Below are 25,326 nucleotides of genomic sequence, written 5' to 3' on the forward strand. Positions count from 1 at the left end.
TCTATTGCTGCTGGTGATAGTGTTACTTTAACTGTGGTTGTTCATGTTACTGCTGCTGGTATGGTTGCTAACAATGTTACTGTTACTTCTAAGGAAAATGATACTAATGTTACTAATGAGACTCCTGAAGTTACTGTTAAACCAGACGTTAAATTGAATATTACTAAGGAGTTAATTACTACTGGTGATATTTATGCTGATGATAATATTACTTACGTTATTGTTGTAAGTAATAATGGTGTTTCTGAGGCTACTAATGTTGTGGTTGAGGATATTATCAAAGGTTATGGTGTAATTACTAGCTGTACTGATGAATCTGGTTATGATTATGGTGATAGTGGTTATTGGATTATTCCTAGTGTTGCTGCTGGTGATAGTGTTACTTTGACTGTGATTGTTCATGTTACTGCTGAAGGTACTATTGCTAACAATGTAACTACTAAGTCTGATGAAAATGACACTCCTGTTACTAATGAAACTCCTGAAGTTCCAGTTAAACCAGACGTTAAATTAAATGTCATTAAGGATTTAATTACTGTTGGTCCGATTTATGCTGGTGACGATATTACTTATGTAATTGTTGTAAGTAATAATGGTGTTTCTGAGGCTACTAATGTTGTGGTTGAGGATATTATCAAAGGTTATGGTGTAATTACTGGCTGTACTGATCAGGATGGTAAAGATTATGGTGACAGTGGTTCTTGGATTATTCCTAGTGTTGCTGCTGGTGATAGTGTAACTTTAACTGTTGTTGTTCATGTGGTTGCTAATGGTACTATTGCTAACAATGTTACTGTTACTTCCAAGGAAAATGATACTAATGTTACTGATGAAACTCCTGAAGTTCCAGTTAAACCTGATGTTAAATTAAATGTTACCAAGGAGTTAATTACCACTGGTGATATTTATGCTGATGATAACATTACTTATGTAATTGTCATAAGCAATAACGGTGTTTCTGAGGCTACTGGTGTTAAAGTGATTGATAATATTAAAGGTGATGGTAAAATTACCAAGTGTGTTGATCAGGATGGTAAAGATTATGGTGACAGTGGTGTTTGGACAATTGATTCTATTGCTGCTGGTAAGAATGCTACTTTAACTGTGACTGTTCATGTGCTTGCTAATGGTACTATTGCTAATAGTGTTGTTGTTACTTCCAAGGAAAATGATACTAATGTTACTGAGGATACTCCTGAAGTTCCGGTTAAACCTGATGTTAAATTGAACATTACTAAAGAGTTAGTTACTACTGGTGATATTTATGCTGATGATAACATTACTTACGTCATTGTCATAAGCAATAACGGTGTTTCTGATGCTTTCAATGTTGAAGTTGAAGATATTATCAAAGGTAATGGTGTAATTACTGGCTGTACTGACCAAGATGGTAACGAGTATTCAGGCAGTGTTTGGATTATTGACAGCGTTGCTGCTGGTGATAGTGTAACCTTAACTGTAACCGTTCATGTTACTGCTGAAGGCGCTATTGCTAACAATGTAACTGCTAAGTCTGATGAAAATGACACTCCTGTTACTAATGAGACTCCTAGTGTTGATGTTTTACCTGATGTCAAATTGAACATTACAAAAACAATTGTAGGAGAAATTACAGAAGTCTATGTCGGAGATGAAATTGTCTACAATATTACTGTAACCAACAATGGTGTATCCGGCGCTACTAATGTCAGTGTTTCAGAAAAATTATCTGATCTTGTTGTCGTTACCGGTGCAAGCGATGCAGGCTGGAACAATGTTACCAAAGTTTGGAATGTAGATGCTCTTGCAGCTGGCGAAAGCAAATCATTATTATTAACTGTTAAAGTTATTAATAACGGTACTGTTGCCAATGCGGTTGTTGCTCATTCAACTGAAAATACAACTGATGTTCCTGCAAACAGTACTAATGTGACTGCTCTTCCTGATGTCAGATTAAACATTACTAAAACTTCAAACGTAACTTATGCCAAAGTTGGAGACAATGTCGAATTCACTATTGTCGTAACAAACAATGGTTTGTCTGATGCAACCAACGTTGCTGTAAGTGATGTTTTAGATAATGCATTCAAACATATAGAAGGAGGCAGTTATGATGCTGCTACACGCACTGTGACCTGGAATATCGAAAGAATTGAAGCTGGAAAATCCGCTGAAGTTTATGTTATTGTCAATCTCTTGACTGACGGTACTTTTGCTAATGTTGCTTCTGCTCATGCAGATGAAAACACTACTGAAGTTACCGATACCAGTGACAATATCACTGTCAGACCTGAGATTGTATGGACTATTATTAAAGAAGCTGATGTATCTACCGCTTATGTCGGAGACTTAATCAACTTTACAATTACTGTATTTAATAATGGACCTTCCAATGCAACTGGAGTTGCAATCGATGATATATTAAATGTGGACTTCGAAATTGTTGATGCCAGTGAAGGTTATTGGGTATATGACCTCAATAAGATTCAATGGGACATTCCTGATCTTAGAAGCGGTACTGGTTACACTGTCTGGGTACAGGTAAGAGCTAAAAACGATGGAGATTATGTCAACTGGGCTCACGTATCATCTGACGAAAGTCAAATCGCTACATCCAACAAGACATCTGTTAGTGTATTGCCTCTTGTTGATGTTGCTATTGATTTAAGTGTTGATAACGCTACACCTGACATTAACGGCATAGTTGTTATTAATTTAACACTTAAGAATAACGGTCCTTCAACCGCAACTCAAATTGTAGGTAAATTAAATAGGGACTTCTTAAATGGATTGGAAATCATTTCAATAGACTCCAAGGATATTATTTTCCATTCAGGTGATCTATTGGCATATGCTTTATCCGACATATTAAGAATCAATGAAGACGGTACTTTCGAACTTGATTACTTGGCTCCTGGTCAGGAAGTTTCTGCAACCATTAAGGCTCGTGTAATTCGTGACGGAACTATTGTGGTTGACGGTGATGTATCTGAACATGAAAAAGATTCAAATCTTTCAAACAACCATGATGAAGTGGTCTTGAATGTACATTCATTAGTTGACTGGACTGTAAACAAATCAGTAAATGAAACTAATCCGACAATCGGCGATGTAATTGAATACACAGTTACTGTCGTTAACAACGGTCCTTCCAATGCAACTGGTGTTGTTGTTAATGAAAAACTGCCTGATGGAGTTGTCTATGTCTCTGATAACAGCGCAGGTAAATACAACCCTACTACTGGTGTCTGGAATGTTGGTGAGTTACAAGCTAACGAAACTGCAACCTTGACTGTTAAAGTCAGAGTTAACAAGGTTGGAGAAATCACTAACTTCGTTGATGTAAATTCCACTCAAGATATAACTAACCCTGATGATGCCAAAGACAATGTAACCATCAATGTTAAAGATCTTGATAAGGTAGACATCAAAGTGACCAAGACAGTAAACAACACAAGACCTTACTTAGGTGATTTGGTTGTATACACAATTACAATAAGCAATATCGGCAAAACAACTGCAACCGGAGTTATTGTATATGAAGATTTACTTTACGGCTTAAATTATATTTCCGATGATAGTAATGGTCAGTATGACTCCTATTTCGGTATGTGGAACATTGGTGTTCTCAATCCTGGTGAAACCAGAGTATTGAACATCGTAGTTCAAGTTATTAAGTTAGGTGAAATCACCAACTTCGTTGTTGTGGATTGCGATCAGGAATTCGAAAATGATACATCACGCTTTGATAATGTAACAATCGAAGTTATCGAACCTCCTGTACCGGAACAAAATGATACGGTTGTTCCTCATAAAGCTGATGTCAGACTAAGAGAAGCTGGTAACCCATTAATGATGTTGCTTGTAGTATTGTTGTCTGTTGGTGTCTGTGCAATACGTAGAAAACAATAAAATGTTTTTGGGAGTTTTTTATAAAACTCCTACTTTTTTTTATTTTGAAGATTTAATTTTAATTTTTTTTTAGTTTGTGTATATCATTGCATAATTTGTTTCATTTTTTTTATTTGATGGCAAAAATAAAAAAATGATAAAGAAAAAATTTAGAAAAGATATTTTCGGACATTCTTCCATGCCGTTTAATTAAAATTTCGGTTAATATTTTTAATTGTTATAGAAATTCTGTCATAAATTAATGTAGGTATATTTCATCTGATTGATTTCATAAAATAAAAATAAATATCATCAATATCTAATCTACATGTGCAGATTAAAATTTATTATTTTTTCAATTCTGTAGTTAACACATTTGTTAGATTCTTCTATATTTTGCATTAACTTTTAAATATTTTGTAAAATATATATTATACTACCTGTAACTGTACAGTATGAAATAATTATTTTGGTTTATCATAATTTCGTGTTTTTAAAAGATACGGGTTTGGGATAAAAAAAAGAATTGAGGAAGATTTATGAGTGAAGTTAATAAATGGGATTCTCCATTGTCATTTATTCTGGCAATGGTTGGGGCTGCTGTCGGATTAGGTAATATTTGGCGTTTCAGTTATGTGCTTTATTCCAATGGTGGTGGAGCATTCTTCATCCCTTATCTTGTTGCAATTTTTCTCATGGGTATTCCATTTTTAATTTTGGAATATGGAATAGGCTTTTCATATAAGGATTCATTTCCAAATATTTTTAAGAAAATAAATCCCAAATTGGAACTCGTATCCTGGATTCTGGTCCTGATTGTATTCATGGTTGGTATTTATTATGTTGTTATTGTTGGCTGGGATTTGATATATTTAATTTCAAGCGCTAATTTTTCATGGGGAAATAATCCGGCACTTTACTTTGCAAATTCTGTTGGAGGAAACAATGACTTATCACATATAACATCCTTTATGATTCCAACTCTCATCGCTGTTTTGGTAATCTGGTTTTTGGTATGGTATATTTCCCATAAGGATTTAAGCCGAGGCATCGGTAGGTTTTCAAAAATCATAATACCTGCTCTTTTTCTTATGATGGCAATAATTATTGTTTATTCAATTTTTCTTCCCGGATCATCCATAGGTATCAACACTTTGCTGAATCCTGACTGGAACTCTTTAACAAAAGTCGAAATCTGGCTTGCCGCATTTTCACAAATTCTATTTTCATTAAGTATGGGCCAGGCCATTGCAATGAGCTATGCAAGTTACCTGCCTGAAAAGGCCAGATTAATAGATGATGTATTTGTTGTTGTTGCATGTAACTGTTTATTTGAAATATTTACTGCATTCGGTATATTTTCAGTATTGGGATACATGTCTGCAACTTCAGGAACACCTATGGTTCAGCTGGTAAGTGAAGGAACTGGGCTGGTCTTTATAGTTTTCCCAACGATTTTCAATATGATGGGACCTGTTGGACATATCTTTGCTCCATTTTTATTCATAGCAATTTTGTTTGCGGGAATAACATCTGCAATGGCAATAATTGAGCCTATGGTTAATTCAATCATGCACAAATTTGATTGGACTCGTAAAAAAACTGTCACCGTGCTGGCATGTATCGGATGCTGTCTGTCATTGATTTTTACAACTGGAGCTGGCAGTTATCTTATTGAGGTTGTTGATACATTTTTAAATAATTTTTGTTTAATTCTTCTTATTGCTATCCAGTGTATAGTTTTCACACGTTATATTGATATGGATTCACTCATGTCTCTATTAAATAAAAATAGTAAATTTAAAGTAGATACGCCGTGGATATATATTATTAAGTATATTTTGCCTGTATGTTTATTGTTTATGTGGATCTGGGGAGTATTCGATTTGATTGGGGGTACTGACATGTTTGAACTTGCAGTCTTTGCTGTTTTAACAGTTGTAATTTTAGTAACCAGCAGAATTCTATCAAAAGCCAAATCAAAGAATTAACTTATATGGATTCATATATTTTTTGAAATTTACAATTTCTGACTTGAAAATATCCGAAAATATCTAAAACTTTAAATACTATTAATTTAATATAATTTATTAATAGTTATGATTATTGAAATGTCTTATTTTCTTCATAACGATTATTTAATATTATTTCATTATTATAAGGAGGAGTTATTAATGGCAAGATTTGAAGAAGCAGAAAACAGAATGTTCAATATTAAAATCTGCTTAAAATGTAACGCTCGTAACCCTGCTGGTGCAACAACTTGTAGAAAATGTGGTTACAAAGGTTTAAGATACAAAGCTAAAGAACCAAGAGGATAGATTTATTCTCTTTTCTTTTTTTACTATTTTTTTAATTTTTATTATAAAAAAAATCCTATTTTTGAATTTACAGACAAATGGATAGATAATATTTTTTTCTAAATCATTAATTTAATATATAATTTTAAATAAAGGTATGTCTATGAAAGATGTTGAAGCGTACATTAGAAATATATTGGAAACTAGAAAAGTTCATTTTACTTTAATTGATCCTGATGAACAGACACCTGAAGAGGCTTTAAATATTGCAACTGAGGCTATTGAAGGTGGTACTGACGGTATTATGATTGGTGGTTCAACTGTCAATAATGAAGATGTTGAAAATACCTGTAAAATATTATCCGAAAACATTGCGGTTCCTATAATCATATTTCCTGGAAACACAAGCAGCGTAAGCAAATATGCTGATGCTATATTCTTTATGAGTTATCTTAACTCCAATAATCCTTACTGGATAATCGGAGCACAGGCTCTCGGTGCATTATCCGTTAAAAAATCCGGAATTGAAGTATTGCCTATGGGTTATATGGTTGCAGAACCTGGTGGAACTGTCGGATGGGTTGGGGATGCTAAACTGGTCCCTAGAAACAAGCCTAAAATACCTGCCGCATATGCAATGGCTGCCGAAGCATTAGGAATGAGATTCTTCTATATTGAAGCCGGTTCCGGTGCTGACAAACCGATTCCTCCCGAAATGGTTGCATACACTAAAAGGGCTACTGATGACATGATTGTCGTTGTTGGTGGTGGTATCCGTGATGCTAAAGCAGCTTATACTGCAGCAAAAGCTGGCGGGGATATTATAGTCACCGGTACTGTTGTAGAGGAAACCGATGATGTTAAAGCTAAAATTCAAGAACTTACGGGAGCTATTAAAAAAGCTTCCATGGAGTAGTCTTCAACTGCTCTACCACTAATTTTTTTTATATATATTAACATATTAACTATTATGTTAAAATCCTTGTATATTAAAGCACTAAATAACAGAAGATATATTCAACCAGAACCAGAAAAAAATAGTGATTTCTCTTTAGATGGCAAATGGTTTGACAGGCCTTTTGCTAAAAGCAATAAAGATTTTTCTATAGCTGCTGGAGATGGAAGCTTCAATATTAAGAAGTTTCTAATGTTCAATTACTGTCCGGTTTCTGCTGAGGCACTTATTTATGATGGGGATTTGAAAAACATTGAACAGTCAGAAATATTTGAAATGGAGCATGTCCCATTCATAAAGGAACTGATTCCAAATTACATGTCCATATTTGAGTTGAAATGCTGTCTGAAGGCTATTAATGAATATGATGTTGATTATTATCTCTTTGACGGATCCATATTTGGAGACCTGCAGAACCATTATCCGAAAGGTGCAAAGCAGCCGGCAGACCTGAAGGAAAAACTGGATGGGGGAGTTTTAAGCTATTTCGTGGATAAGGTTAATGACCTGTCCAATCTTGACCTGTCATTTCCTCTAATAAAAAAGCAGGTCTATGCCCACCCGTCCAAGGAACTGGATGAGGTCTATGACCTGTATCTCTCTTCAATTGAAAAGCTTCTGGTTTTAAGGGAAGTTTTAAAGAGCAATAAAAAAGTCATTTCTATCTCTAAAACTTCATCAAATAACGATTTGTTCCGCAGCAATGCTCCGGATATTGGAATTTTGGACCAGCTCACTCAAAAGCAGGGAATTTCTGATATCATTAGGAAAAAGGTTGAAAGCAGCATTGCAGTTCCTTTCCCTGTATTTGATGAGTTCTTTTCCAAGTTATGGTTCACGATATTTTACGTAAGGCTGGAAGAGAATAAGAATGTTTTGAAGGTGGAGCTTCCATATTGGGCTGAGGATGATGAGGTTGCGGAAATCATTGAAATAATTAAAAGGGATTCTGCCGAAGGCTATCCCTATCTGCTTAACAAGGCGCATAATGATGTTATAATTACAAACAAACATGTTGATGAACTTTTAAAGATTAGTAGAATTTATGAAACCACAAATAGGGAACAGTTAAGGAAGTGATAAAATGGTAGTAGGTTTTTGTGTTGGTGAAATCTCCTTGACGGAGTTAACGTTTATTTCAGACAAGATGCCTCAGGTCGGTGAATATGTTACTGTAGACTATGACGGCAAAAAGGTTTTGGGAATGGTTGAAAATCTGGTTAGGGGAAACGATGCTTTAAACATTGATTTGCATGATGTTGATGCAATCCAAACGATTGCTCGCATAGGCGGCAGTGACTATTATATTAAGGGAAAGGTTAAGCTTTTAGGTGATGTCAATGATAATTTGAAGCTGCCAAGAACTCCTGCACTTCCTGGAACCCCAATAAAGCTTGCAGACAAGGAAATATTGAATGAAGTATTCAAGGTTAAAAATCCTATCCGGCTGGGGACTCTGGTCAATCAAAGTGACATTGAAGTCAATGTGGAAGGAAATCCAATATTGAACAGGCATTTGGCAATATTGGCAATGACAGGTGCGGGTAAATCCAATACCGTTGCAGTACTGATGGACCAGCTTCTCTCATACAGCGTACCTATTTTTGTTTTTGATATGCATGGAGAATATAGGGATGCGGATTTTCCGAATGGTGATGTTAATGTAATTCAGCCTAAAATCAATCCTGTATACATGTCCATTCATGAGATTAGAAGACTGGTCAGCATTCCGAATTCTGCAGTCATTCAGGAAAGATTTTTCAGGAGAGCCTTCAATAAGGCTCAGAGTATGGTTAGCGGAGCAACGGCACATACCTCCAATTTCCTACAGCTGATTGTGGATATTCTAACAAAGGAAGCGAACTTTGATGAAGACGGAAATGTGGGAGCCAATGTGGATAAGAGAATAGTCGATGTCATCAACAAGGTTGAAGATGCAATGGACAAGTATGGTAACCTCTTTGACAATAACAAGGGCAATATCTTAACAACCATTAAGGTTGGCCAGGTAAATGTATTGGATTTAAGCCAAACCGATGAATCTGTAGCTGAAGTTCTTGTAAGTCATATCTTAAGGAATGCCCTTCAAAGAAGAAAAAACTATTTCCATGGAGGATCCGACAAAACATTGGACCATCCGGTATTCTTCGTTATAGAAGAGGCCCATATTCTGGCTCCAAATAAGCGCGATTCACAGTCCAAGCATTGGATTCAAAGGGTTGCAAGGGAAGGACGTAAGTTCGGATTGGGATTATGTCTTGTAAGTCAGTCTCCAAAGACTGTTGACCATGACGCATTGTCCCAGATGAACAACATGATTATCCTAAGGCTTGTGGAACCTGAAGACCAAAGACATGTCCAGTCAGCTTCAGAATCTTTATCAAAGGATTTAATCAATCAATTGCCTTCTTTGAATGTTGGTGAAGCTATTGTTTTGGGTTTGATGAGTAAAGTGCCTACATTAGTTAAGATTGATGAGTTTAAGGGTCGCCGCACTGGAGGTGATTTGGATATTATTGGAGACTTAGCATCATTCAATGAAAGTGAAGAGGAGGAAATAGAGTCTCAAGAAAGGGAAAGTCTTGATTTGGGATATGATTATTAGTTTGGGTCAATATTGACCTTAGATTAAACAAAAATCTTATATAATTAATTCATTAAAATATAAAATAGTTAAATACTTTATAAGTGTTTAAATTGGTTATATACAAAAATTAAAAAAGGTAATATAATGAAATTTGCACATTTAGCAGACACTCATTTAGGTTATCGTCAATTTGGTTTATTTGAACGAGAAAAAGACTTTTATGAAGTGTTTGATAAGATTATTGATAGAATAATAGAAGAGAAAGTTGATTTTGTAATACATAGTGGAGACCTGTTTGATAATGCAAGACCATCTCCTTTAGCCCTTTTTACATTTCAAAAGGGTTTGATAAAACTCAAAAATGCAAATATTCCCGTTTATGCTATTGCAGGAAACCATGATAGCGTACTGCGCAAGGGATCAATTCCTCCACAGGTATTATTCAAGAAATTTGGTTTGAAGGTAATCAGTCCAATCAATACAAATTATATGTATAAAGATGTTTTCATTGGGGGATTGCCGTTTTATCCATCATCACAATATAAGAATCTAAAAAACAAGCTTTCAGATTTATCTAAAAAAGCAGCCAATCATGAAAAATCAATATTAGTATTGCACCAGGGCATTGACAAGTATTTTAACTTGCAGTACGAGTTGGAAATCGGTGATGTTCCAGACAATTTCACATATTATGCTATGGGACACCTTCACAACTATATTCATGATGATTTTGGTGAGGGAAAACTGGTTTATCCGGGATCCAGTGAAATCTGGAAAACAAATGAACTTGAAGATTATAGGAAAAATGGAAAGGGTTTTATCATAGTGGATTTGGATGGTAAAAAGCCTGTTGTCAATAGAATTGCAATTACGCTTCCCCGTGAATTCATACAAAGAACCCTTGATTATGAAGACTTGGCAAGGGGAGTTGAAGAGATAAAGGAAACGATTAGGAATTTTGATAAAAAGCCTATTCTTGACTTGACCGTTAACAATGTAACCTCAACGACCAATGCATATGAGATAATTAATGAGGAGCTAGAAGACCTGGCATTGATGATAAGGCCTAAGTTCATCACCCCTGGCGAAGATGACATAGATTTGATTATTGATCAGGAAAATGCATTGGGTCCTATTGAAGTATTGTCTTCAAGATTGGAAAGTTATGATGATGAAGACATTACAAAATTCGCTACAGAATTGTATGGATTGCTTTCCAAAGACAGAAATGATGAGGCAAGAGAATTAATCGATGAATTTTATAATGAGAAATATGCTGTCGAAGAAGAAGTGGAGGAGGATGAACAATGATTTTCAAACATTTAAAGTTAAAGAATTTCAAATCCTATGCTAATGAAATCATTAATTTCGATAAAGGAATCACAGTTATTGTTGGAGAAAATGGTGCAGGTAAATCCTCTATTTTTGAAGCCATAAGCTTTGCATTATTCAAACAGCATACTGCAGACAAATTGAATGACCTGGTTCGCAACAATACTGAAAACATGAGTGTCGAACTTGATTTCGTCTCAAGAGGTAAGGAATACAGAATCATCCGTGACAAATCAAAATCCAAAACAGTATCCAGACTATTGACTAAAACCTCAAGCGATGGAGAGTTCATGTCACTATGTTCAGGTGAAAAAGAGGTTTCCAGTACTATTCAGTCAATATTGGATATGGATGCTAATCTGTTTTTAAATGCAATCTATGTAAGGCAAGGTGAGATTGCAGAACTGGTAGACAAACAGCCTGCTGAGAAAAAACGATTGATAGGTAGATTGCTTGGTCTTGATTCACTTGAAACCGCTTGGAAAAATCTGTCTCCTTTGATTAATGAATATGAAAATAAGCAGTCAGAAATCAAAGGTATGCTTTATTCTGAATCCGCCCTTCAGGAGGAATATGATGAAAAATCCAAAGAGCTCAATGAAATGAAGGACAGGGGTCTTGAGCTTGAATCACAAATTAAAGAGGTTAAGCAGTTGAGGGATGAAATTTCCGAAAGCAAACGTACAATGGAACGTGAAAAGGAAATTTATGAAACTCAAATGAATAATCTGACTAATGAAAAGCAAACTTTGGAGAAGCTTGAAAAGGATAAGAATACTGTTCAGGAAAACCTTGATAAGATTCGTGAAGCCGAAGAGGAAATTGAACGTCTCGAGAAGTTTGTATCCAAGTTGGATGTTTATCTTGATTTTGAAAAGTCTGTTGTCAGTATCCAGTCATTAAAGGAATCCGAAATTGAGTTGGAAGATAAGATAGATTCCATCAAGGAACAAAAAAAGCTCATTCATGCTAAAAAGCAGGGATATAATGATTATTTGAAATCTGATGAACAGATTACTCAATTGAATAATAAGAAAGTTGAATTGGAAAAGGAATTGGCTACCCTTACCCAGCTTGAAAAGGATAAGAAAGATCTCTTGAAAGGAATCGAGTCAGATAGAAATGATATTGAAAAGTTCTTCTCACTTTCCAAAGAAAAACTGCTTGAGTATGGTGTCCCTCAGAATGATTTGACATCTGTTGATAACTTGAAAAAATTGGGTGATGTTACCAATGATTTCTTGGATGAAATTTCAGCAAAAATTGAAGATATGAACGATGATATCTCATCTAAAAAAGAGGAAATCGTTGCATTTAAACAGGCCATCAAAGCCAGTGAAAAACCATTGGAGGAGCTGGATGGCGTTGACAATAAATGTCCTGTCTGTCAGTCAGATATTGATGAGGCCAAAAAGGAAGAACTGATAACCCAGTATAAAAAGAATATTGAAGATAATACCAAGGCGATTGAAGAGAATGAAGAAAACATTCGTATGTTTACAAAAAACAAGGATAGCTATAAGGATAAGGAGTCCAAAGTTAAAAAGCTATCTGAAGATATCCTTGAGTATAAATATAAATTTTCAAATCTTGAAAAGGATTTGGTGCGTTTGGCTGAAATCGATGAGGGTCTTGATTCTAAAGATTACATCGGAAACAAGTTAGGTGAACTGATTCTGGAAATTGCTAAGGAGAAGGATAATCGTGAACAGTATAAGCAGGATCATGATGACTATAACCAGTCCAAAGGTGCTTTGGATGTATTGGGCAGCCAGACTGAAGTTGAATATAAGCTGAAACAGGTTAAAAATGACATTGATGTTCATGTTCAGAATATCAAGTTAGCTATTGAAAATGACTCTCACTTAAGTGGGGATATGGACAACATTGAACTTAAGGAACGTATCGATGACTTGAAAGAGAAAAACGAAGAATACAATCAGCTCAAGGGTTTCGTTCAAAATAAAAGCTCTTTCACTGCTCAATTTGATTCTATCAAAGAGGATATTGGTGTTTCCAATAATCAACTGGAAATTATTCGGAATAAAATCGATGCATCAACCTACGATAAGGAAAAATACGAACAGATTATCTATCGTGATGAAATGTATGCAAGAAGATATGAATCATTCAGCACTGAGCTATCCGAAATTAAGGGAAGGGCCAGAGAACTTATCAATGTTCATAAAACTTTATCTGAAAAAATCAAAAACAATGAAAAGTTCCAAAAAGAGTATGACAGCATTTCACAGTATCTTGTTTTGTTAAAGGATATCCGTGAATTATATGGTAAGAATGGAATTCAAAAAGAGTTAAGGAACAATTCAAGACCAGTCATACAGAAAAATACTAAAAAATTCTTCGATGACTTCAATTTCAATTATTCCGATTTGACATTGGATGAAGATTATAATGTTGTCGTAAGAGGTCCTGAAGGAGAATCATCAATGTCCATGGTTAGTGGTGGTGAAAAAATAGCTATTGCATTGGCTTTAAGATTGGGTATCACAAAATCAATGGCAAAAGGTGATCTTGAAACTATCTTATTGGATGAGCCTACAATTCATTTGGATGATGCAAGAAGGCATGAATTAATTAATCTATTAAAAGAAATGTCTCTGCTACCGCAAATGATTATTGTAACACATGAAAATCAGCTTGAAAGTGCTGCGGATAATCTGATTAAGGTAGAAAAAGAAAATGGAATTTCAAAAATAGTAAATTAATTTTTTTTTACTATTTTTTTTAAATTAATTCGTCTGAACTTTTGATGGAATCGACAATGCAGTTTCCATTCCATCCGACTATTGTCGCAGCTTTTGATTCGAGTTCTTCAGGAACTTCTTCAAGTCCATATGGTCTTACAAGAACTATTGGTATATCATACCTTTCTGCTGCTTCAACCAATTCGTCGAATTTTTCCTTATTGTCACTGTATAATCCTGCAAGTATGATTATCCTATCTATTTTTTTATAGAATTCTTCTCCTGCTGATGCATATGCTCCGGTAATGGATTCTTTCCATAGGAAGTCTACTTTTTCAAAAAGCTTTTGTGTGAACTGACGGTATTCTCCAGTTTTATCAATTCCATTACTAATGATTAAATTGTAAATCTTATCGTCCTTATCCTCTTCGAACATTCTCATCACCAATCAAAAAATATATTTTATAAAATATTTAAATTATTATTATATTTAGTATAATTTATTTTAAGGTTTTTGTTTTTTATGAAGGCGGCGGTTATTGGTTTAGGTGTTGAAGGTAAAAAGGCAGTTAATTCACTTTTAAAACATGGATGGGAAGTTTATGCAAGTGATTTAAATAGTAATATTGACTTATCTGATTTGGAATTACCAGGTATTTCTTTGAATTTTTTAGATAGTGGAGAAACTTTTTCTATTGTTTCCGATGATTTAACTTTGGATTTGGGATTCACAAATTCTGAAGCTATTGATGAATGTGATGCAATTGCCATCAGTCCCAGCATGTTTGGCGGGTCTTTTGCAAATAAGCTCTTGAGCGAAGGCAACCTTTTAAGTGATGTTTTACCTAAACATAAGAAACTTCTCACCATAGGCATTACCGGAACCAACGGTAAAACCACAACAGTTCACATGTTGAAATCCATTTTGGAAAATGCCGGAAAGAAAGTTCTTGTCGGCGGAAACGGTGGCGGAGGCTTTTCAGGATATTATGATTTAATGCTCGAAGCCGAAAAAGGGGACTATGACATTCTTCTGGTTGAAGTCTGTGACATGACATTGGATTTCTGCAATTATGCCTTTGACTTTGATATGGTAGGCTTAACAAATATAGGCAATGACCACATGGACGTTCACAAGACCATTGCCAACTATAAAGATTCTTTGGTCAGGTTTTTTGCTGATAAAGAAATTTTTACAGCATATAACCAGGATTTCAACAGTAACTTTAAGGAGGTTTCATCAAAACATATTTCCTATTTTGAATATCAGGACGAGTTAAAGGTCTTCGGTAAATTCAATAGGTTAAATGCAGGATTGGCTAGAGCTATCGCCACTGAATTGAAAGTCTCTAAAGATGTAATTAAAAGTACATTATCTGATTTTGAAGCTGTCAGTGGCCGTTTGGATGTTTATAAAATTAATGATTCTCTGGTTTATGTTGGAAAAACAGACAATTCAGATGCATTAAAATCTGTTCTCTCCGAAAGAGACTTTTACGCTATCTTCATAGGCACTCCAAGAGTTCATGAAAACCACAGGCTTGACATTGTTGATGAGGCAGTTAAATATAATCCTGAAGTCATTGTAGTTTTCCCTGGTTTGGATGATAACCTTGATCTGGTTCTTTACCGTCTGAATTACATGAAATATAGGGGTAGAATATTGACTGCCACTTCTCTGGATGACATTATTGCTTATGTTGCTGAATTTTCACATGAGGAGGCAATGCTGATTGGAGGCAATGGTCAAGATGCAATAATAAATATTCAAGAAAGGATTAAATTAATTTCAGAAAAACTCTCATAATGCATTATGTATAAATAGTAATAATGAACATATTATAAAATGTATAATTTTAGTGTGGAGTTTGTAATATGAGTTCAAAATGGAGAAACACATCAGTTAAAATTGTTTTAATTTTATTTGTTGTTTGTATATTGTTATTTGCATTTTCATTTGTACATAATACAAATTATACGGGCAAATCTTTTGCTGAAGCCTATAATTTGCCTGTAGGACAATCAATGTTCGCCGGAGATTCAATTTTAGATGAACAGGATATGATTCAAACCCCTTTCCTTGGAAATCCTTCATTTATTTTACATGAAATCACAACATTGGATTTAAATGGAATTTTAATGAGTTTGACAACAGGATTTGTTCCTTTTGATTTTTCTACTATTTCGTCAGAGGGTATTGATTCAAGTGGACATGCAAGTGGATTTAAAGGACCTGGTTTTTTAACCTTTGATGGAGATAAGTTAACTGTTAAAGCTCCAAATGAGATCATATGGGGTTACAGTAAACCGTACAAAGTTTTAACAAAAACAGAATCTGGAGTAAACCTTGTTGAAAACGGTACACTCATTAAATCTATTCCTGCTAACGAAATTCGAAGTTTACCTTACCATAATGATTTCTATAATTCTACTGCAATTGCAGAATGGTATAACGAAGATTCAGCAGTAGGCTCAAACTTTACATTAGAAAATGGAATTGTAGGTTTCTCCGACGGTAGAAATAATATCAGTTACAGTGATGTGGAACGCATATTCGGTAAAAACATTTCCGATTATGTCGATGCTTATCCATCAGGTTCCCCTATTGTTCTATATATGGGTAATACCACTGAAATTATGGGTGAAACATATTATACTTATTTGGACTCACACCCTGAATATGGTGACAGCATAAGGGAATTCAATGCAAACCAGTTTGTTGAGGCATGGAACAATACGGTTATTCCGCCTAATTGTACCGGAACGGGACATGATTATGTTTCATTTGGTTCAGCAAATGATGCTTCAGCTCCAGGTGGTAGTGCAGCACACGGTGTTTGTCCTCCTGCTAGAGCTTTAAGATCTGCAGTATTGGGTGAAGGATTTAGTTTGCCTGTCGGTATGGATGAATCTGAAAATGCAGTATTGTATGGATATAACCCTGCAAGCGGTATTACAGTAACCAATACTCATAGTTATCCAGTTAAAATTGTAATGTGGACTGAAGGATCAGGTACTAGTATGTGCATATTTTCTAAAATAGTTAGATATGTTCCTCCTAGTCAGGTTAATACTTCTAACCTCACTACTAGTTCAACTGGTACAAAGAATATTGGAAATGGATAATTTCCTACTATTTTTTCTTTTTTTATGTCAATTTCAGCTATTGTAACTGCAGCCGGAAAGAATTCCAGAATGCGAAGGGATCAGATTTCCAGAAATCTGGAAGTAAAGAATAAACTTATTTTGCCTTTCAACAATAAGACTGTTTTGGAGACCACCATTGACAATACATTATCCTCAAATATTGATGAATGCATTGTGGTACTTGGTCATTACAGTGATGAAATAATGAGGGATATTTCCAATAATTATGAAGACTCTGTAAAATTCATTATAAACGATCCTATTGATGTAGGTTTATCAACTTCCCTATACAATGGTTTGTCAAATATCACCTCGGATTTTGCACTGTGCGTTACCGGAGACCAGCCGACAGTATCAACAGAAACTTTCAATAATATGATAGATGTACTGGACAAGTGTGAAAATCCTTATAAGACAATATCCATTTTGAGAAGAAGAAAAACTGGACTGCTTGATACTGCAGAAGGCCTTGGAATGCCGTTTGTAGCACCAAGACTTAACATGATGAAATATCTGGAAAATGAGGATGATAACTTGAATCCGATTTTGAGAAAAATATTTGCTGATGGCTATACCTTTTATGGAATAAAAGAAAAAAATAAAAAAGAATTATTAAATATTAATCATTATGATGATTATCTGAGCTTAATTAAATAGATTCAAGCCCGGAAATCACTTCATCTATTTTTTCAGCACTGATACCAATTGTCATCTCGTTATCCTTAATATCAGCAGCTTTTCTGGAACCATCACAACCTAAAGTGAAGTTAAGTCCACCTTCAATGTATGGATCTGCAAAAGCATCACCGCATAATGACTGAATACCTGCAAAATTAGGGTTAATTTTATCACCACTTTCATAAACGATACTTTGAGCAAGTTTCATTGCACCAACAGGCTCAGTTATTACTTGAATAACGTCAGCTTTAAAATTAGCTTCATCTAATGGTGCATATGCCATACCCCAAAATTTATCTTTAACAACAGATAGTTTGGAAGTTAATTTTTTAGCGGTTTCCAAATCTTTAAATCTGCCTAAAGAAAAGTATTTTTCACCATTAGCCAATTTTTCAGGCATTTCTCTAAGTCCGATAGCTCCGGCTCCACCAAGACACATTTGTTCTTCAACAGTACTGTAGAATTTTTCTCCAAGTGAAGCTTTTCTGACCATTTCACAGTGCCTTACTTTTTCGCTGATTAATTCAAAGCCTTCCGGAATGTCGTCTTCACTTTTAAGTAATTTCAAAGCTACCGGTTTGCAAGTTAATTTAACTTTGGAGCCAATAACTTCACAATATTTTTGATTTTTTTCTAAATCGCTCATATTACTCACCTATTAATATATTTGTTATTAAGGAATTTTAAATTCTTTGTTTTTATTTTTGTTATTTTTACAAAATGTTTTGAAATCGCAGGCGCTGCAGGTTCTCTCTTCCCCTTCAGCAGTCCATGCATCCTGGATTTTACATCCGTTTGTTTCTTTAATTATTGATGTTTCGATTTTTTCAACAACATCATCGAATTTTTTCAATGCATCGTTGATTTTTTCATCGTTAATCGGAATGATTCTGATTGACCTGTCCACTTTGAACTTTTCACTTAATTTGGGCATCTCATCATCTTCAGTCCAATTTTCAATTAACTCAATATCATTTTCATATTCCTCACTGTCTCCGACATCAGTCAGATGATGATGAATATCATCTTTTATCAGTTTTAAATCTTCAATGGATGGAACCAACTCATTTAAGTAAAATATTATTCCAGCTATTGGCTTTTTGCTTTCCTGTTTTTCCCTAAGCCAGGAATATGTAAGAATCTGCCTTTCGTGATAATCCCAGTTTTCATTATTGCTGTTTTCAACATCGCATGGAGGCCTTTTCATGCCTTTATAGTCAATGATGATTTCATATTCATCTTCATCATAATCTTTTATCAGTTCATTGAACTCTTTATTATCTTTAAGATATCTGACAATTTTATTGTCATCATTGATGTTAATAAGGCTCAATACATCTATAACTCCATTAATTCCATAGTATTTGGAACGTTTGTCATTTTTTGTATATGGCATATCCCTTAAACCTTTAATCAAAACCTCTGCAGATTCCATTAATGGGAATAAATCACATCCCCATACATTAATTGCCTTTTCAGCCCTTGCACTAGCTAATTTTTTGTGGTCATATTCATTCAAATCATCGATGGTCATGTTCAGATCAGGATGATTTATTGTAAAGAAGTGGTTTGCTGGAGGATAAAGTCCACGGACCTGAAGCCTCAAATCGATTATGTCCTCGATAGGCCTTACATCTTCTTTCCAGTCCCAAGGAAACTCTGTTTTTTCATTTTCCCATTTCATGTATGCCTCTTCCATTACTCCGTGAATGAATTCACCGAACCACAGCTGAACAGGCATTGAAGGAGGCAATGTTCCCTTATTCTGGTATCTGTACTGCAGTCCGCAGGTTAAATATGACAGCAAATCTCCGGTAAGGCTGTATTCTGGAATCATATATGGCTTTGATTTTGATGATAATCTCATTAAATTCCTCCTCTATATTAAATATATCTCCTTAAATCCTTTTTGATGCTCATCTCTGCTCCAACCAAGCGCAACATTTGGAATTGATGCATGCTTTTGTTTATATGAATAGCCGTCAATTGCTTTGTTCAATCCAATCAGTATCAAAACATGTTCCGCTCTTGAAAATGCTACAAAATAAAGTCTTGTCAAGTCATCAAAGGATTTGTCCTTTTCGCTTCTCTCATCTTCACCCAGTTCACTGTATTTTCTAATACTTTCTTCCATGATAGTATGGTCAGGTTCCTTTTTAGGAAATCTCTGCATTTGTGTTCGCACGTCGTTATTCTTGAATTTGGATCCGACGTCAACTATCACCAGAGGAAATTCCAGACCTTTTGACTGGTGAATGGACATTATGTTCAGCCTGTTTGAAGGCAATGTTTCAAGCAATGCCTCATCTATTGAAACGTCCCCTGTAGCTATTGGCAGGAAGATATTCCAGATGGCTTCAAGAATGGACGCCCTTTCGGCTTCGGGAGAAGTAAATACTATATTTGCAGAATATTTGTTGAAAAATCCTGTTTGGGTAATTGACTGTGTTATAGCTTCAAGATAAACCACCCCTTCAGCATCTTCCTGGAGAAAGTCAAGCCAGGTTACCAGTTTATATGCAAGCTCCATCAAATTGGCTCTGTCCGGCCATTTGTCATATCCCCTTGGATTTCTTCTCTGCCAGTCTATCACAAAGGTGTTAAGGTCAAATGGTTCATGAGGCTCAGGATTTAATTTAATGTATTCGCGAGCTTCATATCTCCAGCGTTGCATATTTCTCTTGCCTAATGTCGGCAGTTGCTTGTCTGACTTTTGTATTTTGGATTCAGGATCTATGCATTCCAGCATCAGTCCGCAGAATATTGCAACTTCCTTAATCTCTTGCAGGTCACGGCCTCTAGGATTGAATACTTCAATAGGATTTCGCAATTTCTTAAGCTGATTTCTTATATGGCCGTTTAATGTATGACTTCCATGGCTCATCTCCTTTGGGGAATATGTTAAGACAGCTATGTCGGAAGCAGAACCCTCTTCCTCATCTAATCTGATGGTTATGTTGTCAATGCTTCTTGCCTTTTGGGCACTGTCCTGCTTAATCTGCTTTATTTCCTCATTTGTTCTGCATTTTTCTAGCTTTCTAAAGTATTCATCATCAATGACCCTATTTACTTTCAGTGAAGTTTCACCATTGTTAATCAGATCGTTAACCAGTTTTGCCAAATCCTTTGACAGCATTTGAACATTGTTTCTGAACAGTCCCAAAATAGGCATATTGTACTTTTCAAGTTCCGGAGCGATGATTTTTGGCTTATCCTCTACCCTTGCATTCTGATATTCCCGATCAATCTCTACAAACCGGTTGCAGTGATTAATGATATTTTTGCTTGAACGGTAATTTGTCCTTAAATTAATTTCTTCAACGTCAATGCCGAGCTTTTCTTTGACTCTGAATTTGAAATTGGTAAACAGGTCAACTGTTGCTCCTCTGAAGCGGTATAATGACTGGTCGTCATCCCCTACAACTGAAATGCTTCCTCCGTTTGCAATTGCTGACTGAGCCATTGTAAAGTAAATCTCTTCCTGTATCAGGTTTGTGTCCTGATATTCATCTATTAGAATGATTTTCAAGTCGTCCAGAAAGATGTCGAGTTTATCATTTCTAAGTGAATCCAGAAATTTGGACTCAAGCATTGCAAAATCGATAATGTTTCTGCTTTTGAGCTCTTCTTCATATTCTTTGATACAATCCAGCGCAATTTCTGCGCCGCTGCCTTCACCGACGTTGTTGTAGAATTCATCAAAGTCAATCTGGTCATAATACATTCTATTCTTTAGTTCAAGAAGGATTTCACTCATTTGGGATGCTTCTTTTAGTTTTTCCTTTTTTGTAAAGCTTGTAAGATAGCCCCTCAGGTTTTCATTCAGATATCTGTTATCTTTCAAAAGTATCTTGACCATTGCAAATTTGGCAACAAACTCTTCAATGACGACTTCCTGATTTGTTCCGGGTTCCTTGTGAACACGCAAAAGTTCCTGGGCGATACTGTCTGTAGTTCCAATTGTCAGCTGATTGAAATCGATTCTGTTAATTGCAATAAGTCTGTCAAAGTCATCTCCTGCATTATCGACGAGATAGTTCTTGATTTCATCTCCCCATCCGAGAATACGGGAGTATAATTCGTCTGCAGCCTTTTTTGTAAATGTTGTTGCAAGTATCTCGTTAGGCCTGATGTCATCGACAAATATGTATTTCAATATTTTAAGCACGATTACTGTTGTTTTCCCTGATCCTGGTCCTGCTACAATAAAAAGTCCTTCATCTGCCTTTGAACGAATAGCTTTTTTCTGGTCATGGTTGGATGAAATATCTCTTTTCAAAATATTTACCACTATATCTTCAAATTCTTCATAACTAATCATTGTATTTTCCTTAAAAATTTATTCAATAATATCTATTTATTTAATTATTATATAAATAATTAGAGAGCATTTGATTACTAATCCACGAATAATTTAAATATTATATTAAATTAATATAATATCTGAAAAGCTATTTTTAAGATTATTATGTTAGACTCTCCAATTGATGCATTTAAAAATGATGTTAGGTTTAGGGATCATATTGCCCATGTTGAAACCATACCTGCTAAGAAAGCTGGTTTCAAAAAAGTACCTGATTTAAATGATAAAATCATCGATTACCTGGATTCTAAAGAGATTAAATTATATAATCACCAGGCCGATACCTATGAAGCCATTAAAAGGAATGAAAATGTCATTCTGACTACAACAACAGCTTCAGGTAAAACTTTGGCATTTAATTTGCCGATTATGGATTCATTAATAGAAGATGAAAAGGCCACAGCCCTTTATATTTATCCTGCAAAGGCACTATCAAATGACCAGCTGAATGTTTTAAAGGATTTGGAAAAGGATTTGGACATTGATATCAAGCCTGAAACATATGACGGAGACACTCCAAAATCCCAGAGATATAACATTCGCCAGAAATCAAGGGTTATCCTCACAAATCCATATCAGCTTCATCTTATCCTGTCCTGGCACCATCAGTGGGAGAGATTTTACCGCAATCTGAAATACATTGTAATAGATGAGGCCCATTATTACAGAGGAGTTTTCGGTTCAAATGTGGCTTTCTTAATCAGAAGATTAAAGAGGATTGCTAACTTTTACGGGTCCAATCCTCAGTTTATCCTGTCTTCAGCAACTCTGGCCAATCCTCTGGAACTTGCCAATAAGTTAACCGGAGAGGAATTCACATTAATAGACAACGATACATCCCCCAGCGGTGAAAAGGATTTCATTTTATTCAATCCATTTAAAAATTACAGGAATTCTGCAGAATCCTCAGCACCGTCAATTCATGTAGTGACTGCAGACATTTTCCGTTATCTGATGCTTAAGAATATTCAGACCCTCTGTTTTACAGTTTCACGAAAGATTACTGAATTGATTGCAATGTGGTCTAAAAAGGATGCTAAATTGACTGACGGTAAACTGGACAATTCCCGTATTGCAGCATATCGTGCAGGTTATAGGCCGGAAGAAAGACGTGAAATAGAGGAAGGATTAAAAACACGTAAATATTTGGGGGTTACCTGTACAAACGCGCTGGAACTGGGTATTGATATAGGTTCGCTTGATGCGGTTATCATATCAGGATTCCCAGGAACCATGATGTCCACCTGGCAGCAAAGCGGAAGGGCAGGCAGAAGCAATCAGAAGTCTCTGGCAATTTTGCTTGCATTTGAAAATCAGCTGGACCAGTATTACATGAACAATCCAAAGGCATTTTTCTCCAAACCTCAGGAAAAGGCCATCATAGATTTATCAAACCCGATACTTCAGAAAGCCCACCTTTTGTGTGCGGCCAATGAGCTTCCTCTTAAAAAGGGAGAGGCAATGACATACTTCAACATATCCGATGACGTTTTGGATGAAATGGTTGAAAATGATGACCTCTACCTCTCAAGGCTTGGCAATTACACCTACAAGTATGATGACAATCCTGCATTCAACCATTCTCTGGACCAGATATCCTCAGAAGAATTTAAGATAATGAACAATGGAAGATTACTGGAGACAATGGAACGCTCTCAGGTTTACCGTGAAGCCCATGAAGGTGCAATTCTCATCAATAAGGGAGAAACCTATACCGTAGACAATATCAATTTAAAATCAGGATTTGTTAACGTTTCCAAGAAAAATGTCGATTACCATACCATGGTATTGAACGATACTGAGGTCAATGTCGTATCGAAGGAATTCAAAAGGCAGTATGGAAATTTGACAATCCATTTTGGAGAGCTGAACGTTAAGAAGGACTATTACAAATACAAAAAGATGCAGCATTCTAGAGTCCTTGGAATGTATCCTCTTGATTTGCCTCCGCTAAAATTCAAAACAAAAGGACTGTGGTTTACAATACCTCAAAGCATAAAGGATGAACTGAAAAGGCTATATCCTGATGATGATGAAGTCTTTGAAGGAGGGCTTCACGGGGCAGAGCATGCGCTGATTGGTCTCTTTCCTCTGCAGGTAATGTGTGACCGCTTTGATATAGGAGGAATGTCAACGGCATATCACAGGGACACCGAAGATGCAACAATATTTATCTATGACGGATACGAGGGTGGAATCGGAATATCTGAAAAGGCGGTTGATGTCTTTATAGAGCTATTGGAATCAACCCTGAATCTGATTAAGAACTGCAAATGCAGAAACGGCTGTCCTTCTTGTATTTATTCACCTAAATGCGGAAACGATAACAAGCCCCTTCACAAAAAGGCAACTGAATATATCCTGCAGTATATGCTTGATGAATCATTAAAAAATGACTCCAAGGTAGTGACTGAGGAGATAATCAGTCGCGATGATGATTTATATGCTCAGGCATTGGATTTCTACACCGAACACCAATATTCACAGGCAAAGGATTTGCTTCACGAGATATTGAATGATGATGCAAATAACCTGAATGCAAATCTGTTGATGGCTCATGTCCTATATGAACAGGGAATAGAGGATGTTGCAACCTATTATGCAAGAAAAGCACTTAAGATTTCCCCATCAAATACCAATGCTGCAGAACTGCTGCAGAAAATGCAATTTGCTCCGGCAAAGGTTGAATTTAGCCATAAAACTATTGAAAATAAAGATGATACCTTTGAAGAAATTGACAATGGAAAATCATTTGATGATGTTGATACATTATATGAAGAGGCATATAATCTCTTTATCCAGGGTGATTTGGATACTGCAAGGGAACTGCTTGAAAATCTGCTGACTATTGATGATACTCATGTTGAGGCAACTGCATTGATGGGTTTTGTCTACAGAAGAGGTGGACTATTTACAGAAGCAATGGAATATGCTCGAAAAGCTTCCAAGTTAGATAAAAATAATGAGATGGTTCGTGAATTAATTAAGGAACTGTCTTAAAATGAAAAATATATATTTTTCATTAGAATAGCTATTTTTAAATCAATACAAATTATTTTAAAAAATGAGGGGATGGTTTTTAGGGGTTTTTAAGGTGCACCAGAATAAGCGCTGAAACCTTCTTTAAAGTGTTCGCATACTTTTTTAAGCTCTTCAGGTATGTCAATGTGTTGGGTACAGTAATCAAGGCATGTTTTACAGTTGGTGCACTTATTGGCAGGTACTTTTTCATCTCCTAGTTTGTCAAAGTAATTCTTGTAGATATTTGACTCGGGCTGAACTTTGCTTTTGTTGTATAGGGAGAAGTATTCCTGAATTGGAATCTTTTCAGGACATGCATCAATGCAGTATCCGCATTCGCTACATGGAACAGCTACTTTTGAATAGAG

General features: G+C 35.5%; 17 protein-coding genes. 12 read left to right on the forward strand and 5 right to left on the reverse strand.

Annotated features, from left to right (window positions below; genetic code table 11):
• From ACKI3Q_RS02995 to ACKI3Q_RS03030, 8 genes are all read left to right on the forward strand, one after another.
• On the forward strand, positions 1-3,891 hold a 3,891-nt coding region (locus tag ACKI3Q_RS02995), incomplete at its 5' end, for a hypothetical protein (protein ID WP_407414115.1).
• Between the two features lie 518 nt (positions 3,892-4,409).
• Entirely contained in the window at positions 4,410-5,861 is a 1,452-nt protein-coding gene (locus ACKI3Q_RS03000; RefSeq protein ID WP_407414117.1) for a sodium-dependent transporter, read from the forward strand.
• A gap of 183 nt (positions 5,862-6,044) precedes the next feature.
• Positions 6,045-6,191: a 50S ribosomal protein L40e gene (locus ACKI3Q_RS03005; protein ID WP_058739021.1), complete on the forward strand. Its 147-nt coding sequence runs from the start codon at positions 6,045-6,047 to the stop codon at positions 6,189-6,191.
• A gap of 142 nt (positions 6,192-6,333) precedes the next feature.
• On the forward strand, positions 6,334-7,086 hold the full coding sequence (locus tag ACKI3Q_RS03010) for a geranylgeranylglyceryl/heptaprenylglyceryl phosphate synthase (RefSeq protein ID WP_407414145.1): 753 nt from the start codon (positions 6,334-6,336) through the stop codon (positions 7,084-7,086).
• A 66-nt stretch (positions 7,087-7,152) separates the two neighbouring features.
• The gene (locus tag ACKI3Q_RS03015) at positions 7,153-8,205 is read left to right on the forward strand and encodes a DNA double-strand break repair nuclease NurA (RefSeq protein WP_407414119.1); all 1,053 of its coding nucleotides are present in this window, start codon (positions 7,153-7,155) and stop codon (positions 8,203-8,205) included.
• 4 nt (positions 8,206-8,209) lie between these two features.
• Entirely contained in the window at positions 8,210-9,730 is a 1,521-nt protein-coding gene (locus ACKI3Q_RS03020) for a helicase HerA-like domain-containing protein (protein ID WP_407414121.1), read from the forward strand.
• Positions 9,731-9,856: 126 nt separating this feature from the next.
• Positions 9,857-11,023 carry an exonuclease SbcCD subunit D gene (locus ACKI3Q_RS03025; protein ID WP_407414123.1) on the forward strand — a complete coding sequence of 389 codons (1,167 nt, stop codon included), beginning with the start codon at positions 9,857-9,859 and terminating at the stop codon, positions 11,021-11,023.
• Positions 11,020-13,770 carry an AAA family ATPase gene (locus tag ACKI3Q_RS03030; protein WP_407414125.1) on the forward strand — a complete coding sequence of 917 codons (2,751 nt, stop codon included), beginning with the start codon at positions 11,020-11,022 and terminating at the stop codon, positions 13,768-13,770. The genes ACKI3Q_RS03025 and ACKI3Q_RS03030 overlap by 4 nt, the downstream gene beginning before the upstream one ends.
• A gap of 19 nt (positions 13,771-13,789) precedes the next feature.
• Here the strand turns inward: ACKI3Q_RS03030 and ACKI3Q_RS03035 are convergent, their stop codons facing one another.
• On the reverse strand, positions 13,790-14,185 hold the full coding sequence (locus ACKI3Q_RS03035; RefSeq protein WP_407414127.1) for a nuclease: 396 nt from the start codon (positions 14,183-14,185) through the stop codon (positions 13,790-13,792).
• An 87-nt stretch (positions 14,186-14,272) separates the two neighbouring features.
• On the opposite strand from ACKI3Q_RS03035, the gene ACKI3Q_RS03040 reads away from it, so the two are divergent.
• The 3 genes from ACKI3Q_RS03040 (at position 14,273) to ACKI3Q_RS03050 (ending at position 17,553) form a co-directional block, all read left to right on the forward strand.
• Positions 14,273-15,556, forward strand: coding sequence for a Mur ligase family protein (locus ACKI3Q_RS03040; RefSeq protein WP_407414129.1), 1,284 nt, complete (start codon positions 14,273-14,275; stop codon positions 15,554-15,556).
• Between the two features lie 68 nt (positions 15,557-15,624).
• Entirely contained in the window at positions 15,625-16,875 is a 1,251-nt protein-coding gene (locus tag ACKI3Q_RS03045; RefSeq protein WP_407414131.1) for a hypothetical protein, read from the forward strand.
• Positions 16,876-16,899: 24 nt separating this feature from the next.
• Positions 16,900-17,553, forward strand: a complete 654-nt coding sequence (locus tag ACKI3Q_RS03050) for an NTP transferase domain-containing protein (RefSeq protein ID WP_407414133.1) — start codon at positions 16,900-16,902, stop codon at positions 17,551-17,553.
• Here ACKI3Q_RS03050 and ACKI3Q_RS03055 read toward each other — a convergent pair.
• The 3 genes from ACKI3Q_RS03055 to ACKI3Q_RS03065 are packed head-to-tail and all read right to left on the reverse strand — an operon-like array spanning position 17,546 to position 21,895.
• Positions 17,546-18,220, reverse strand: a complete 675-nt coding sequence (locus ACKI3Q_RS03055) for a DUF169 domain-containing protein (protein ID WP_407414135.1) — start codon at positions 18,218-18,220, stop codon at positions 17,546-17,548. The two genes, ACKI3Q_RS03050 and ACKI3Q_RS03055, sit on opposite strands and share 8 nt — an antisense overlap.
• A 27-nt stretch (positions 18,221-18,247) precedes the next feature.
• Complete coding sequence (locus ACKI3Q_RS03060) at positions 18,248-19,441, reverse strand: PD-(D/E)XK nuclease family protein (RefSeq protein ID WP_407414137.1); 1,194 nt, start codon at positions 19,439-19,441, stop codon at positions 18,248-18,250.
• 12 nt (positions 19,442-19,453) lie between these two features.
• On the reverse strand, positions 19,454-21,895 hold the full coding sequence (locus ACKI3Q_RS03065) for a UvrD-helicase domain-containing protein (protein WP_407414139.1): 2,442 nt from the start codon (positions 21,893-21,895) through the stop codon (positions 19,454-19,456).
• 147 nt (positions 21,896-22,042) lie between these two features.
• Between ACKI3Q_RS03065 and ACKI3Q_RS03070 the strand changes: the two genes are divergently transcribed.
• Positions 22,043-24,937 (forward strand): DEAD/DEAH box helicase, encoded by a 2,895-nt coding sequence (locus ACKI3Q_RS03070; protein ID WP_407414141.1) that lies wholly within the window; start codon positions 22,043-22,045, stop codon positions 24,935-24,937.
• 89 nt (positions 24,938-25,026) lie between these two features.
• Here the strand turns inward: ACKI3Q_RS03070 and ACKI3Q_RS03075 are convergent.
• A partial coding sequence (locus tag ACKI3Q_RS03075; RefSeq protein WP_407414143.1) for a 4Fe-4S dicluster domain-containing protein occupies positions 25,027-25,326 on the reverse strand: 300 nt, incomplete at its 5' end.

It is taken from the genome of Methanobrevibacter sp. (assembly GCF_045636185.1).
GTDB lineage: Archaea > Methanobacteriota > Methanobacteria > Methanobacteriales > Methanobacteriaceae > Methanocatella.